Raw genomic sequence first — 15,229 nt, 5'->3', positions numbered from 1 at the left:
CGCGGGTGCGTCAGGGCGGAGTTGTCGGGGCGGCGGTCGGCTGTCGGTGGGGCGGCCTAGACTCGGAGAGCGATGAGCAGCCTCTTTGACGACAGCTTCCTGGCGGACCTCCAGGCCACCTCGGCCCAGGAGGAGGAACCCCCGCCGCCCGAGGACGAGCACCTCCCGGAGCCCGCTGCGGACGACCTGTTCGGCGGGCGCTTCGACGTGCCACCGGACCGGGACTCCCACTACCGCGACGGCGCGCCCCGCCCGGTGATCGACCCGAGGGCACTGCTGGAGGGGCTGAACGACAACCAGCGCGCGGCCGTCGTGCACGCCGGGTCCCCTCTGCTCATCGTGGCCGGTGCCGGGTCCGGCAAGACCCGGGTGCTCACCCACCGCATCGCCCATCTGCTGGCCGAGCGGAGCGTGCACCCCGGCCAGATCCTCGCGATCACCTTCACCAACAAGGCCGCGGGCGAGATGAAGGAGCGTGTCGAACAGCTCGTCGGCCCGCGCGCGAACGCGATGTGGGTGATGACCTTCCACAGCGCGTGCGTGCGCATCCTGCGGCGGGAGAGCAAGAAGCTCGGCTTCACGTCCTCCTTCTCGATCTACGACGCCGCCGACAGCAAGCGCCTGATGGCACTGGTCTGCCGCGACCTGGACCTCGACCCCAAGCGCTACCCGCCGAAGTCCTTCAGCGCCAAGGTCTCCAACCTGAAGAACGAGCTGATCGACGAGGAGGACTTCGCGGCGCAGGCGGCCGACGGCTTCGAGAAGACCCTCGCGCAGGCGTACGCGCTCTACCAGTCGCGCCTGCGCGAGGCCAACGCGCTCGACTTCGACGACCTGATCATGACGACGGTCAACCTGCTGCGCGCCTTCCCGGACGTCGCCGAGCACTACCGCCGCCGCTTCCGCCACGTCCTGGTCGACGAGTACCAGGACACCAACCACGCCCAGTACGCCCTGGTGCGCGAACTGGTGGGCCCGGCGGCCCGCCCCGACGACACGCCGCCCTCCGAGCACGATCTGCCTCCGGCCGAACTGTGCGTGGTGGGCGACGCCGACCAGTCGATCTACGCCTTCCGCGGTGCGACCATCCGCAACATCCTCCAGTTCGAGGAGGACTACCCGGACGCCACCACGATCCTGCTGGAGCAGAACTACCGCTCCACCCAGACGATCCTCAGCGCCGCCAACGCCGTCATCGAACGCAACGAGTCGCGCCGCCCGAAGAAGCTGTGGACCAACGCCGGTGAGGGCGCCCGGATCACCGGCTATGTCGCGGACACCGAGCACGACGAGGCGCAGTTCGTCGCCGACGAGATCGACCGCCTCACCGACGACCGCGAGGCGACGGCGGGCGACGTCGCCGTCTTCTACCGCACCAACGCGCAGTCACGTGTCTTCGAAGAGATCTTCATCCGGGTCGGTCTGCCCTACAAGGTCGTCGGCGGCGTCCGCTTCTACGAGCGCAAGGAGGTCCGGGACGTCCTCGCGTACCTGCGGGTGCTGGCCAACCCGGAGGACTCCGTGCCGCTGCGCCGCATCCTGAACGTGCCGAAGCGGGGCATCGGGGACCGCGCGGAGGCGATGATCGACGCGCTCGCCCAGCGCGAGAAGATCAGCTTCCCGCAGGCGCTGCGCCGCGTGGACGAGGCGTACGGCATGGCGGCCCGCTCGACCAACGCGGTCAAGCGGTTCAACGCGCTGATGGAGGACCTGCGGACGATCGTGGAGTCCGGCGCGGGCCCGGCCACGGTCCTGGAGGCGATCCTCGAACGCACCGGCTACCTCGCCGAGTTGCAGTCCTCCACCGACCCGCAGGACGAGACCCGGATCGAGAACCTCCAGGAACTCGCCGCCGTCGCGCTGGAGTTCGAGCAGGAGCGCGGCGAGGAGGCGCAGCCGGCGCAGGCGCCGGAGGCGGGCGCGCCGGGCGGCATACTGGCCGAGTTCCTGGAGCGGGTCGCCCTGGTCGCCGACTCCGACCAGATCCCCGACGAGGAGGAGGGCGGCGGAGTCATCACGCTGATGACCCTGCACACCGCGAAGGGCCTCGAATTCCCCGTGGTCTTCCTGACCGGCATGGAGGACGGGGTCTTCCCGCACATGCGCGCACTCGGCCAGGCCAAGGAACTGGAGGAGGAGCGGCGCCTGGCGTATGTCGGTATCACGCGTGCCCGGGAGCGGCTGTATCTGACGCGGTCCGCCCTGCGCAGCGCCTGGGGCCAGCCCTCCTACAACCCGCCGTCCCGCTTCCTGGAGGAGATCCCGGGCCGGCACCTGGAGTGGAAGCGCACCGGAGCGCCCGCGGCCCCCGTCTCGCGGGGCCCGCTCTCCGGCGTGGCGGCTTCGCTGTCCTCCTCCCGCTCGCGCTCCTCGGCCGCCGGAGCGTCCGGGTTCGCCACCCGTCGTACGGGTGCCGTGGAGAAGCCGGTGATCGCCCTGGCGATCGGTGACCGTGTCACCCACGACCAGTTCGGTCTGGGCACGGTCGTCGGAGTGAAGGGCACGGGCGCGAACGCGGAGGCGACGGTCGACTTCGGGGAGCCGAAGCCGAAGAGGCTGCTGCTGCGGTACGCCCCGGTGGAGAAGCTGTAGGCGTCCCGCCCGGGGAGGCCGGGCGGGGGGTGGGTCAGGTCGGGTCGAGGCCGTGGCTGCGCAGCCACGGCAGCGGGTCGATCGGCGCGCCGCCGCCCGGCCGGACCTCGAAGTGCAGGTGGGGGCCGGTCGAGTTGCCGGAGTTGCCGGAGTAGGCGATCGGCTCTCCGGCCTTGACGGTCGTGCCGGGGGCCACGCGGTAGCTGGAGAGGTGGCAGTACCAGGTCTGCGTGCCGTCCTTGGCGGTCAGGATCAGCATGTTGCCGTACGCGCTGTTCCACTTCGTCTCTACGGTGCCGTCGGTCGCGGCCATCACCGTCGTGCCGTACGAGACGGGGAAGTCGATGCCGGTGTGCACGGACATCCAGTTGATGCCGGCCTGCCCGAAGTAGGCGCTCAGGCCCTTCTGCGTCACCGGCAGCAGGAACTTCGGGCGCATCCGCTCCTTCTGCGCCGCCTCCGCAGCCGCCTTCTTCTTCTCGGCCACCTGCTGGGCCTTGAGGTCGATGCGTTCCTGGGTGCGGCTCGCCCGGTCCGCGAAGTCGTTCGCTCCCGCGGACAGGCTCTCCAGCTGGGAGTCCAGTTTGACGTTGGCGACGGACGGTTTCACCGGTGTCGCGGCGGACGCGGTCGCCGTCCCGGCGTCCTCCCCGCCCATACCGACGGACGCGGCGGCGATGCCGGCGACCCCCATCACGCACACCGACGGCACGGCGACGGTCAGAAGGGCGGAACGCTTCGCCGGGGAGCGGCGGCGGGAGCGGTTCGAGCCGCGGGAGTCGGCACGGGGTGCCGGGGCGGGGGTGAACTCCTCCTGGTCCTCGAGCAGGAGGGCGCCGTCGGCCGCCTGGGAGGTCCCGGGCTCGCCGTCGTGGTCCCCGTCGGGGCTTCCCGCCGCGAGGTGTGCGGCACCGAAGTCCCCGTTCCCGAAGTCACCGTTCCCGAAGTCCGTGCTCTCGAGGTCCGTGCTCCCGAAGGTCCCGGTGTCCTGGTGCTCGGTGTCGAAGTCCGTGGCGGTCCGCGGGCCGAAGAGGTCGGCCTCGTCGAACGTCGTGGTCGCCTCCGGGACGAAGGCATCGGGGGACAGCCGCCCGAACGTCGCCGTCGGCGCGGCGTGCTGGTCGGGCGGTCCCTGGTCGGGGACGCCGGCAGAGTTCCACTGCGTGGCGTCGTACGCACCCGTGTCGAACGTCTGGGTGCCCCACTGCCACTGCTGGGTCGGATCCGCCGTCTGTCCGGCGTCCTGCCACGCCTGAGCGTCCCACTGGCCGGTCACGTCCGGCGATGTCCCCTGCGCGGGGAAGCCAACGATCTGCTGGTGGCCGGTCGCCCAGGCCGTCGTGTCGTGGAGACCGGTGTCGTAGGCGGCATAGTGCTGAGCGGTGTACTGGTCGTAGTGCGGCGTCTGGTGGGTCCCGGTGCCGAAGGCCGCGTGGCCGTCGGTGGCCCACTGGCCCACGTCGTACGCACCGGTCGAGCCGTCGGCCGGGAAGTCTCCGAACAGGGGGTCGGCGGCGTAGGCGCCGGTCGCGTGTCCGGGGGCCGGGTAGCCGGTCGTGGAGTGATCGGCATAGGTCGTGAACGCACCGTACTGGCCGCTCTGCTCGCCATAGGGCGCGTCATGCGCCGAGGTGGCATCGTGGGCCGGAGCCGGGGGAGTTGCGATCCCCGACGGGTGACGGTCGTTCACCAACTTCTCTTTCGCCTCGGCGGCAGGGGCTGGCAGAGCGGTGCGGCTGGCAGAGCAGTGCGGCGACTGTACCCGGCGGTATGCGGGCGCGACAATCTTCCGTGGATTCCCCTGAGGCACGAAGCGGGCATTCGCCCGTGTTTCGGCGGCCCACGGCAAGCCCTTGGCTCTTCGTTCGGTGAATGTTCGATGACGTGACGGTGTCTACGCGACCGTCAGGCCGTCGGCGTGGGGGGCGGGCGCTCCCGGCTCCTCGAGGTCCAGTGCCTGCCTTATCCCCGCCGCCACCGTCGGGTGGACCGGCAGGGCGAGATGGCCGATGCCGCTGACCCGTACGTTCTCCGCGAGCAGGTCGGGGTGGTCGACGCAGGCCGTCTCCAGGGGATCCATCAAGGGGTCCAGGTCGCTCCAGAAGCTCACGAAGTAGGTACGGCAGCCGGGAGCGGGCTCGCGCAGTTCCTCGATCAGCTCGGACCCGGGCCGCATCTGGCGGACGATCGGGTGGGCGTTGGCGAGCGGTGCGACGCGGGTCCCCGAGTGGGGTGTACCCAGGGTGACGAGCGTGCGGACGCGTGCGTCGCCGCCGAGACGCTGCACGTAGTACCGCGCGATCAGCCCGCCCAGGCTGTGCCCGACGACATCGACCCGCTGCTGTCCGGTGCGCTCGCACAGTTCTTCGACATAGCGGCCGAGCAGCTGGGCCGCGGTGCGGATGTCGCAGGTCAGCGGGGAGTAGTTGAGCGACTCGATGTGCTGGCGGCCGTGCTGGGTGAGGTTGCGGCGCAGCAGCACGAAGACCGAGCGGTTGTCGATGAACCCGTGGAGCAGGATGACCGGGGGTTTGGACCCGGTCGGCAGGGTGGCGGTGCCGGTGTCGGGAAGAGCCGGCAGGGGTACCGATCGGCGCTCCTGGATGATCCCCGAGGGGTAGAGGAGCAGGTGACCGGCGAGGATCGCGAACTCCAGGGCGGTCGCTTTCAGCAGGGCCATGGAGAGTCCGGCCAGCCTGGTGGGAAACAGGCGCTGGCACATCGGAAGCAACGGCTGCACTGCCCGGGTGACCATCATGGGCCGACCTCCCGTCGGCAACACCGAGGACGCCTGTGTCCCCCGTGAGCCCTCATGGAAAGCCGTGGCGGCGGCGGGCGTGCGGGGCGGATGCCGGTGTGGTGCCCGTCCTCCTCGGGGTGTGTGCCCGCTCGGGTGCCCTTTGCGGTCCTGTCGCCGAGAGGCCTCATCGCACGGCGCCCCGAGGGCGACGGGCGGCGGGCCGCCTCATAGCGGCTCTCCTTGCGCACGGTCCCCACGGCCTGTGGCGCTCGGGCCGCCGGTGAGTGCGGCTCGTGTGCCGCGGGACGGGGAGACCCTGCGCGGCGAATGTGTCCCACTGTGTGATTTCCCCCTCGGTCCGCACCGCGAAACTGCCGGTTGCGGGATGCTGGCGATAACGTTCGTTCACTTCCTGTGCCGACGCGGGCGCGGGGCGCCTGTGCCGTGAGGGATTCGGGGGGCCTGGACTGCGGGAACCGTGCCGGCGGCGGACTCGGCGCGATCGGCGCGAAATACGCTGATCGCGCGATCGCGTGTCCGCCGGTGCGGTGATGCGGCGGCAGGGCGGTACATCGGTACAGGGTGGAGAAGTCGCTTCATGGAGGCAGTGATGGGTGTGGCAGCCGGTCCGATCCGCGTGGTCGTCGCCAAGCCGGGGCTCGACGGTCATGATCGCGGAGCCAAGGTGATCGCCAGGGCGCTGCGTGACGCGGGTATGGAGGTCATCTACACCGGCCTCCACCAGACGCCCGAACAAATTGTCGATACCGCGATCCAGGAGGACGCCGACGCCATCGGCCTGTCGATCCTGTCCGGCGCGCACAACACCCTGTTCGCCGCGGTGATCGCTCTGCTGAAGGAGCGCGAGGCGGAGGACATCCTGGTCTTCGGGGGCGGGATCATCCCGGAGGACGACATCGCCCCGCTGAAGGAGAAGGGCGTGGCCGAGATCTTCACGCCCGGCGCGACGACCGCGTCGATCGTGGACTGGGTGCGCGAGAACGTACGCCAGCCGGCAGGGGCGTAACGCACCAGGCCCGGCCGGTCTCCGGCCCGGGGGACGAGCGACGGACCGGCCGCATGCGCGGCGAGGCGGTGGCCGGGTCCGGCTCGTGTCGGCTGCGCGCGCGGGCGCGTCCAGTGGCGCGGCGGCCGAGGTGCGCCGAGCGGGAGCCGTGCGCCGTGCGCCCCTGGCGGGGCAGGTCCGGCCCGAGGGCGCGGCTGAGGCGGTCGCTCCAGATGGTCCGTGGGCCGTGGATCCGCTTCGGGGGACCACGGCGTGGAATCCCGTCGTCGTGGAATCGCGGCCGAGCCAGGTGAGACGTGGCCGAGGTGGTGGCGGCAGGTTCGTGTGCCGTGGAACCACGTCGCGGAACCGTGGCCGGTCCGGGTGGTGGCCCGGTGTTGCTCGGGCTCGGACGTCTTGGCGGACGCGGGGTCGCCCGGGCGCGGGATGTCGCCCGTGGGCCGGTCCGCGGACCGGCGGTGGTGCCATGGACCGGCGGTGGTGACATGGGCCGGCGGCGGTGCCACGGCGTGCTGCGGCCGTCCTTCGAGCCCGGGACAGGGCGGGCCGGCTCGGCGTGTCAGGTCGGCCCGACCGCTCACCCCGAGCCCACGGCTCACCCGTCATGTTCGGCTCGCGCAGAACCGGCAGCCCCCCTCCCTCCGAGCCCCGCGGCTCGCCCCCGTCTCAGGCCGCGTCCAGCTCCGCCCGCATCGTCGCCCGCAACCGCAGCGTCGTCGTCAGGCGCTGGAACGCCTCCGCCCAGTACCCGCCCGCACCCGGTGACGCGTCCTTCGATTCGTCGGGTATCGCCGTCAGCGAGTCGAGCCGGATCGTCTCCGCCGGATCCAGGCAGCGCTCCGCCAGGCCCATCACCCCACTGAAACTCCATGGGTAACTCCCCGCGTCCCGAGCGATGTTGAGCGCGTCCACCACCGCCGTGCCGAGCGGAGCGGACCAGGGGACCGCGCACTCCCCGAGGAGTTGGAACGCCTCGGACAGGCCATGTGTGGCGATGAACCCCGCGACCCACTCGGCCCGTTCCCCGGCGCCCAGCGTGGAGAGCAGCCTCGCCCGCTCGGCCAGGGACACCGCGCCCGGCCCCCCGGCTTCCGGTGCCACGGGTGAGCCGAGCAAGGCCCGGGCCCAGCCGGCGTCCCGCTGGCGCACCGCCGCCCGACTCCAGGCCGCGTGCAACTCCCCGCGCCAGTCGTCCGCCACCGGCAGCGCCACGATCTCGCACGGGGTGCGCCCCCCGAGCCGTGCCGTCCAGGAGCCGAGCGGCGCCGCCTCCACCAACTGGCCGAACCACCAGGCGCGTTCGCCGCGCCCCGCCGGGGGGTGTGGCGCGACCCCGTCACGCTCCATACCGGGATCGCACTCGTGCGGCGCCTCGACCGCGATCGCCGGCTCGCTTCCGGTGCGGTCGATCGCCACACAGGCGGCGGCCCGGGCCGCCATCCGCCCGGCGAACGCCGAACCCGGCAGCGTCGACAGCAACTCCGCGGCCGTGCACCGCACATTGCGGCTCCGGTCCGACAGCGCCACCTCCAGGAAGGGCTCGTCGTCGGGCCCCAGCCCCGGGCGGAGCGAGTCGAGGAACATCAGGCGGTCCTCGGCGCGCTCCTTGGCCCAGGTCGAGGCCAGCAGTTCGCGAGCGGCAGCCGGTCGCCGGGCGCGGAGCGCGCCGAGCGCCGCCACCCGCTCCGCGAACAGGCCCTCGTTCCACAGGCGCTCCGTCGTCTCCCGCTCCTGCGCAGGGGGCGGTGCTGAGCCGGTGCCGGACGCGGACCGCAGCGCGAAACGCCAGTCCGGGTTCAGCCGGGCGAGCCACAGGGCGCGCGGCCCGGCGAAGGCCAGCACGGCCGGTCGCAGGTCCGTGCGGCCACGGGCGGCGTCCAGGAGCGCCGGCAGAGCTTGCGGCTCAGGAGCGAAGCCACGCTCGTGTGCCAGGTGCAGCCATTGCGGCAGCAGCTCCATGAGGTCGGGTGCCGATCCCCGGCGGCCACCGCTCACTGCGGGGCGGTCGGACAGCAGCAGGGCCAGTCTGCGGGACGCGGCCGGGGGCAGCGGTGGCCGGGTGTCCGCCGGGGCGGGTTCCGGGGGCGGCCCGGCCGGCGCGGGGCGCAGTCCGGCCCTGCGCCGCACCGTCTCCACCGCGGCCAGGTCCAGCAGCGCCGTGGGCGCGGCGCCGCCGAGCGGCAGCCACCCCGCGGGGCGCCGGTCCGTGCCCAGCAGGGCCACGGTCAGCAGCTCCTCCCAAGGCGTGGCGGAGGGCTCGTCCGAAGGGGCGGGGAACCGGGATGCCGGTGCGGGTGTGGCGCGAGCGGTGGGGTGGACGTTCACGACGATGCTCTCCTCGCTCTTCTCGTCTGCCGACGTCCCTTCCGGGGCCCCGTGGGCCGGCCCAGGTGTCGTCAGCACAGCGGGACCACCTCACCCTCGTCCTGTGACCAGGCGGCCAGCGGGGTGAAGCCGCCGGGGCCGCATTCACCGAAGACGGTGACCGGGGCGCCCCCGGACAGGGCGACCAGGCGCCACAGGTCCGCGCGGGCGCCGGCCGCCGGGGTGAGCGGCAGTGCTGTGCCGCCGTCCGCGTCCGCGAGTTGCCAGGACTCCTCGAACGGGGTCGGTACGACCGGGCCGAGTGCCACCGGGAACGACTCCAGCCAGGGATCGGCCCGCAGCGCCTCACCGTAGAGGGCCGCCGCCTGTGCGGTGGTCGAGGCCTTCGGCCGCAGTGGCGTGGGGGCGGGGGGCGTGAACTGCTCCCCGAGGGCGACCCGCAGCTGCCCGGCCCCCGGATACGCGCACACCTCCGCCTCGAAGGCCAGCCCCACGGGGAACGTCAGCTCCGGCGCGCGGCCTGCCGCCCCGTAGGACAGGAGCAGTGCGGTCCGGCCGGAATCCGTCCCGTACAACCAGATCCGGCGTGTGGTGAGCCGACCGTCCGAGGTGTCGTACCGCGCCAGCACCAGCCAGCGGTCGCGCACGGCCGGGCCGGCGTCGGCGGATCCCGGCAGGCCGACGCGTGAGCCGACCGTCGCCGCGAGCGCCTCAGGCAGTCGCGCACGGCGCAGCCACCCCTGGTCGAGCAGGTGCAGCAGCGCACACTCCTCCAGCATCCTCGACGGCCAGCCGGGCCCCGAGGACGGCAGCGCCCCCAACTCCCGTACCCGTGCGGCCAGCCCAGGAGCCTGGGCGTCGACCATGCGGGCGGCGGTCTCCTCCCACAGCCCGTACCCCGTCCGCTCGGCCGCGGCCAGACCGCCGCGCAGCAGGTCGGCCAGCCGCTGCTCCAGCTCCGTCGCCCCCGACGTGATCCGCTCGGCCCGTCGCTCCGCCCTGCGCCGGGCCGCCTCCGGATCGGCCGGCGCCGGCGTGGGCGCACCCCCCGTCGTACCTCCTGCCGTCCCCTTGTCCCGGGCGCGCTGTCTGCGCCCCTCGATCCACTGCTCCGCCCAGTCGGGCACCTCCCCCCGCACGACCGCCCCGTCCGAGCCCGCCCAGAGCAGCAGCAGCCCCAACGCGTGCTTGCACGGGAACTTGCGGCTCGGACAACTGCACCGGCTCGCCGGGCCACCGGCCCCCGCGAGGTCCACGACCGTGCGGTACGGACTGCTGCCGCTGCCCTGGCACAGCCCCCACACCGTCCCGTCGCCGGAACTGCCCGTGCGCGACCACGGCGCCGCCGTGCCGAGCCTGCTCCCCGCCTTGCGTGACGCCGCGTCAGGTGCCAGTGCCAGCACCTGGTCCGCGGCCCAGCGCACCTCCTGCTGAGTCATGTCCCCGAAGGTAGGGCCAGGCACTGACAACGGGTCATCTCGACGGTGTCCGCGCAGGTCACGACGCATTGTCAGTGGTGTGGTGCACGGTGGGTGGCAGTTGCGAACCGGCCGAATTGGAGGGGGAAGTGGCCATGCGTGCGTCCGTCGATCCGATGGATCCGATGTCCGTGGAACAAGGCCCGATCGGGCCCGTGCGGGACGGGGAGGGGGACAGGGCCGGCGCGGAGTCCGGGGCGTCGGCCGAGGCGCTGCGGCCGCACGCGGAGGTCGCCTTCGCGGCCGAACTCGCGGCGCTGGCGGCCCAGGACGACCGGCCGCGCCCGGAGCGATGGAAGCTGTCGCCGTGGGCGGTGGCCACCTATCTGCTCGGCGGAGTGCTGCCGGACGGCACGGTGATCTCACCGAAGTACGTCGGCCCGCGGCGCATCGTCGAGGTGGCCGTCACCACGCTCGCCACCGATCGCGCCCTGCTGCTGCTCGGAGTGCCGGGCACGGCCAAGACCTGGGTGTCCGAGCATCTGGCGGCGGCCGTGAGCGGCGACTCGACGCTGCTCGTCCAGGGCACCGCCGGGACCCCGGAGGAGGCGATCCGTTACGGCTGGAACTACGCGCAGCTCCTCGCGCACGGCCCCAGCCCCGACGCGCTGGTGCCCGGCCCCGTCATGCGGGCCATGCGGGAGGGGAGGGTGGCCCGGGTCGAGGAGCTGACCCGCATCCCGGCCGACGTGCAGGACACGCTGATCACGATCCTGTCGGAGAAGACCCTGCCGATACCGGAGCTGGGGCGGGAAGTGCAGGCGGTCCGCGGCTTCAACCTGATCGCCACGGCGAACGACCGCGATCGCGGTGTGAACGACCTCTCCAGCGCACTGCGCCGCCGCTTCAACACGGTCGTGCTGCCCCTGCCGGAGAGCGCCGACGCCGAGGTCGACATCGTCTCCCGCCGGGTCGAGCAGCTCGGCCGCTCGCTCGATCTGCCGGCCGTTCCCGACGGAGCGGACGAGATCCGCCGCGTCGTCACGGTCTTCCGTGAACTGCGCGCGGGTGTCACGGCGGACGGCCGCACGAAGGTGAAGTCGCCCAGCGGCACGCTGTCCACTGCCGAGGCGATCTCCGTCGTGACGGGCGGCCTCGCGCTGGCCGCCCACTTCGGCGACGGCGTGCTGCGGGCGAGCGATGTCGCCGCGGGCATCCTGGGCGCCGTCGTCCGTGACCCCGCGGCCGACCGCGTCGTCTGGCAGGAGTACCTGGAAGCGGTGGTCCGTGAGCGCGACGGCTGGGCCGACTTCTACCGCGCCTGCCGGGAGGTGACGGCATGAGGCCTCGCGGCGGCGGGCGCCCGTGGCACCGGGGGCGGATCCGGTGACATGCGGTGCGCAGGATCAGCAGGGTGAGCAGGACGAGCGGGGCGTGGAAGGGCAGCCGGCGCGGGTCGGCGCGGGAGAGCGCGGACGGCGGGCCGGACGGGAACCGGCGGTGAGGGGGACGGTGTGACGGGCGTCGAGGGGCCGCCGGGCGGAGCGGCGAAAGGGACGGACGGCGGACCTCTGCTGCTCGGGGTGCGCCACCACGGCCCGGGGTCCGCCCGCTCGGTGCGGGCCGCGCTGGCGGCGGCGCGCCCGCGGGCGGTGCTGATCGAGGGGCCGCCCGAGGCGGACGGGCTGATCCCGCTCGCGGCCGAGGAGGGGATGCGGCCGCCGGTCGCGCTGCTGGCGCACGCGGTGGACGAGCCCGGACGGTCGGCCTTCTGGCCGCTGGCCGAGTTCTCCCCGGAATGGGTCGCGCTGCGCTGGGCCCTGGAACACGGAGTCCCGGCCCGGTTCATCGACCTGCCGGCGGCGCTCACCCTGGCGTACGAGGCGGAGGATCCGGCGCCTCGGAAGGACGACCCGGCAGGTCCGACGCCGGCACCTCCCACGGGCGGCGGCGGGAACGGGGAGGGAGATCGGAGAGGGGACGCCGTGCGGGTCGACCCCCTCGCGGTACTGGCCGAGGCCGCCGGACACGACGACCCGGAGCGATGGTGGGAGGACGCCGTCGAGCACCGGGGAGCCGGCGAGGGCGACACGCTGGCACCGTTCACCGCCCTCGAAGAAGCCATGACCGCACTGCGGGAGACATACGGAGCGGGAGGACGCGAGCGGGACCTGGTGCGGGAGGCGTACATGCGGCTCCAGGTGCGCGCCGCCCGCAAGGAGTTCGGTGACCGGGTGGCCGTGGTGTGCGGTGCCTGGCATGTGCCCGCGCTGCGGCGAGGGAGCACCGTCACCGCCGACCGGGCCCTCCTGAAGGGGCTGCCCAAGGTGAGGACGGACCTGACCTGGGTGCCCTGGACCCACCGGAGACTGGCCCGGGCCGGCGGCTACGGCGCGGGCGTCGACTCACCCGGCTGGTACGCGCATCTCTTCCAAGCGCCCGACCGGCCCGTCGAGCGATGGCTGACGAAGGTCGCCCGGCTGCTGCGTGAAGAGGACCAGGTCGTCTCGTCCGCGCACGTCATCGAGGCGGTACGGCTCGCCGGGGCGCTCGCGGCGCTGCGCGGGCGCCCGCTGCCGGGGCTGACCGAGACGACCGACGCGGTGCGGGCGGTCATGTGCGAGGGCTCGGACGTGCCGCTCGCCCTGGTGCACGACCGGCTCGTGGTCGGCGACGTCCTCGGGGAGGTGCCCGCGTCGGCGCCGGCCGTGCCGCTGCAGCGCGACCTCGCCCGCCTCCAGAAGCGGCTGAGGCTGAGAGCCGAACCGCGGGAGCGGGAGCTGGAGCTCGATCTGCGGGGGGAGACCGACACCGGGCGCAGCCGGCTGCTGCACCGGCTCGTGCTCCTCGGCATCGGCTGGGGAGAGGTCACGGCCTCGCGCAGCGGCACGGGGACGTTCCGGGAGACATGGCGGCTGCGGTGGGAACCGGAACTCGCGGTGCGGGTCGCCGAGGCCGGGGTGTGGGGGACGAGCGTGCACGCCGCCGCCACCGCCAAGGCCGAGGCGCACGCCCTCGGCGCGCGGGCCCTGGCCGAGGTGACGGCGCTCGCCGAGCGATGCCTGCTCGCCCAGTTGCCGGACGCGTTGCCCGTGGTGACTCGGGCACTCGCCGACCGCGCCGCCCTCGACACCGACGTCGGGCACCTGGCGCAGGCCCTGCCCGCCCTGGCGCGCTCCCTTCGCTACGGAGACGTGCGGGGCACGGACACGCGAGCGCTGGAGGGCGTCGCGGCCGGGCTCGCGGAGCGCGTGTTCGTCGGGCTGCCGCCGGCGTGCGCCGCGCTGGACGCGGACGCCGCCCTGGAGATGCGGGGCCATGTCGACACGGTGCACGGTGCGGTGGCCCTGCTGGAGGAGAGCGCCGCGGCGGGCGGTCTGCGCGAGCGGTGGCGTTCCGTTCTGCGGGTGCTGTCCGGGAGGGACACGGTCGCCGGTGTCGTGCGCGGGCGCGCCACGCGCCTGCTCCTGGACGACGGGGGGCTGCCGCACGAGGAGGCGGCGCGCCTGATGGGGCTCGCGCTGTCGCCCGGAACGGAGCCGGGGGACGCGGCGGCGTGGATCGAGGGGTTCGTCGGGGGCGGCTCCGGCGGCGGGATGCTGCTCGTGCACGACGAGCGGCTGCTCGGCCTGGTGGACGCGTGGCTGACCGGTGTGCCACCGGAGGCCTTCACCGACGTGCTGCCCCTGCTGCGGCGCACGTTCTCGGCCTACGAGCAGGGAGTGCGGCGCACCCTGGGCGAGTTGGTGCGACGAGGACCGGGCGCGCGTGCGAGCGCGGCGGCCACCGGTTCGGGCCTGCCGGGGTTCGCGCCCGGACTCGACGACGACCGGGCCGACTCGGTGGTTCCGGTACTGCGGCTGCTGCTCGGTCTGGAGGAGCCGGGCCGCGTAGGAGCCGACGGACGTGTGGAGGTGGGGCGATGAGTACGCACCCGAACAGCCGGCCGCGGACCGCGCCCGGACAGGGCGCGGCGACCGGGGCCGAGGAACGGCTGCGCCGCTGGCGGCTCGTGCTCGGAGGGGACGCGGCGGACGGCACCGGGCACGTGCTCACCGGACGGGACGCGGCGATGGACAGCGCCCTCGCCGCGCTGTACGGCACAGGCGACCGGCCACGGCGGGGGAACGACCGCTCGGCGGGGCTCGGGGCGTCCGCGCCGTCCGTCGCGCGCTGGCTCGGCGACATCCGGACCTACTTCCCCTCGTCCGTCGTCCAGGTCATGCAACGCGACGCCATCGACCGTCTCGGGCTGTCCGCGCTTCTGCTCGAACCCGAGATGCTGGAGGCGGTCGAGGCGGACGTGCACCTCGTGGGCACCCTGCTCTCACTGAACAAGGCGATGCCGCAGACCACGAGGGAGACGGCGCGGGCGGTGGTCCGCAAGGTCGTCGAGGACCTGGAGCGGCGGCTCGCCACGCGGACCCGGGCCGCGATCACCGGAGCCCTGGACCGCAGTACGCGCCTGACGCGGCCCCGCCACCACGACATCGACTGGAACCGCACGATCGCGGCGAACCTGCGGCACTACCTGCCCGAGTACCGCACGATCGTGCCGGAGCGGCTGATCGGGTACGGGCGGGCCTCCCGGTCCCTGAAGAAGGAGGTCGTGCTGTGCATCGACCAGTCGGGGTCGATGGCGGCGTCGGTCGTGTACGCGTCCGTGTTCGGAGCGGTCCTCGCGTCGATGAGGTCCCTGGCCACCCGGCTCGTGGTCTTCGACACGGCCGTCGTGGACCTCACCGACCAGCTGGACGACCCCGTCGACGTCCTGTTCGGCACCCAGCTCGGCGGGGGCACGGACATCAACAGGGCACTGGCCTACTGCCAGTCGCGGATCACCCGCCCCGCGGAGACGGTCGTGGTGCTCATCAGCGACCTGTACGAAGGGGGGATCCGCGACGAGATGCTGAAGCGCGTGGCGGCGATGAAGGCGTCGGGGGTGCAGTTCGTGTCGCTGCTCGCGCTCTGTGACGACGGGGCGCCGGCGTACGACCACGAGCACGCGGCGGCGCTCGCGGAACTGGGCGCACCGGCGTTCGCGTGCACGCCCGACCTGTTCCCCGAGGTGATGGCGGCGGCGATCGAGAGACGCCCGCTGCCGATACCGGAAGGGGCATGACCGCC

At 73.4% G+C, this 15,229-nt stretch carries 9 protein-coding genes; 5 read left to right on the top strand and 4 right to left on the bottom strand.

From position 1 onward, the window contains the following. Window positions 1-72 precede the first annotated feature (72 nt). Window positions 73-2,592 (top strand): DNA helicase PcrA, encoded by a 2,520-nt coding sequence (gene pcrA, locus AB0C59_RS00495; protein ID WP_362999921.1) that lies wholly within the window; start codon window positions 73-75, stop codon window positions 2,590-2,592. A gap of 34 nt (window positions 2,593-2,626) precedes the next feature. Here the strand turns inward: pcrA and AB0C59_RS00490 are convergent, their stop codons facing one another. Then, on the bottom strand, window positions 2,627-4,282 hold the full coding sequence (locus AB0C59_RS00490; protein WP_362999920.1) for a M23 family metallopeptidase: 1,656 nt from the start codon (window positions 4,280-4,282) through the stop codon (window positions 2,627-2,629). Between the two features lie 204 nt (window positions 4,283-4,486). Next, entirely contained in the window at window positions 4,487-5,350 is an 864-nt protein-coding gene (locus tag AB0C59_RS00485; protein ID WP_362999919.1) for an alpha/beta fold hydrolase, read from the bottom strand. A 592-nt stretch (window positions 5,351-5,942) separates the two neighbouring features. On the opposite strand from AB0C59_RS00485, the gene AB0C59_RS00480 reads away from it, so the two are divergent. After that, window positions 5,943-6,359: a cobalamin B12-binding domain-containing protein gene (locus AB0C59_RS00480; RefSeq protein ID WP_362999918.1), complete on the top strand. Its 417-nt coding sequence runs from the start codon at window positions 5,943-5,945 to the stop codon at window positions 6,357-6,359. Between the two features lie 666 nt (window positions 6,360-7,025). On the opposite strand, the gene AB0C59_RS00475 is transcribed toward AB0C59_RS00480, so the two are convergent. Together AB0C59_RS00475 and AB0C59_RS00470 are read right to left on the bottom strand one after the other, a co-directional pair. Next, entirely contained in the window at window positions 7,026-8,591 is a 1,566-nt protein-coding gene (locus AB0C59_RS00475; protein ID WP_363000141.1) for a DUF5691 domain-containing protein, read from the bottom strand. A 164-nt stretch (window positions 8,592-8,755) separates the two neighbouring features. Then, a complete protein-coding gene (locus AB0C59_RS00470; protein WP_362999917.1) occupies window positions 8,756-10,123 on the bottom strand; it encodes an SWIM zinc finger family protein in 1,368 nt (455 codons plus the stop codon). A gap of 164 nt (window positions 10,124-10,287) precedes the next feature. Between AB0C59_RS00470 and AB0C59_RS00465 the strand changes: the two genes are divergently transcribed. The 3 genes from AB0C59_RS00465 to AB0C59_RS00455 all read left to right on the top strand — a co-directional run bounded on the left by AB0C59_RS00465 (window position 10,288) and on the right by AB0C59_RS00455 (window position 15,224). Next, the gene (locus tag AB0C59_RS00465) at window positions 10,288-11,445 is read left to right on the top strand and encodes an AAA family ATPase (protein ID WP_362999916.1); all 1,158 of its coding nucleotides are present in this window, start codon (window positions 10,288-10,290) and stop codon (window positions 11,443-11,445) included. Between the two features lie 171 nt (window positions 11,446-11,616). Beyond that, a complete protein-coding gene (locus AB0C59_RS00460) occupies window positions 11,617-14,028 on the top strand; it encodes a DUF5682 family protein (protein WP_362999915.1) in 2,412 nt (803 codons plus the stop codon). Continuing rightward, a complete protein-coding gene (locus AB0C59_RS00455) occupies window positions 14,025-15,224 on the top strand; it encodes a VWA domain-containing protein (RefSeq protein WP_362999914.1) in 1,200 nt (399 codons plus the stop codon). The genes AB0C59_RS00460 and AB0C59_RS00455 overlap by 4 nt, the downstream gene beginning before the upstream one ends. The last annotated feature ends 5 nt before the right edge of the window (window positions 15,225-15,229 follow it).

It is taken from the genome of Streptomyces sp. NPDC048664 (assembly GCF_040650555.1).
Lineage (GTDB): Bacteria > Actinomycetota > Actinomycetes > Streptomycetales > Streptomycetaceae > Streptomyces.
The sequence above is the reverse complement of the archived record's forward strand: the minus strand, read 5'-3'. Positions and strand labels throughout refer to the sequence as shown.

What these genes read in the sequence shown, in the direction of transcription:
- pcrA (WP_362999921.1), top strand. Translation starts at nt 73, where the DNA reads ATGAGCAGCCTCTTTGACGACAGCTTCCTGGCGGACCTCCAGGCCACC.
- AB0C59_RS00485 (WP_362999919.1), bottom strand. Translation starts at nt 5,350, where the DNA reads ATGATGGTCACCCGGGCAGTGCAGCCGTTGCTTCCGATGTGCCAGCGC.
- AB0C59_RS00480 (WP_362999918.1), top strand. Translation starts at nt 5,943, where the DNA reads ATGGGTGTGGCAGCCGGTCCGATCCGCGTGGTCGTCGCCAAGCCGGGG.
- AB0C59_RS00470 (WP_362999917.1), bottom strand. Translation starts at nt 10,123, where the DNA reads ATGACTCAGCAGGAGGTGCGCTGGGCCGCGGACCAGGTGCTGGCACTG.
- AB0C59_RS00465 (WP_362999916.1), top strand. Translation starts at nt 10,288, where the DNA reads ATGTCCGTGGAACAAGGCCCGATCGGGCCCGTGCGGGACGGGGAGGGG.
- AB0C59_RS00455 (WP_362999914.1), top strand. Translation starts at nt 14,025, where the DNA reads ATGAGTACGCACCCGAACAGCCGGCCGCGGACCGCGCCCGGACAGGGC.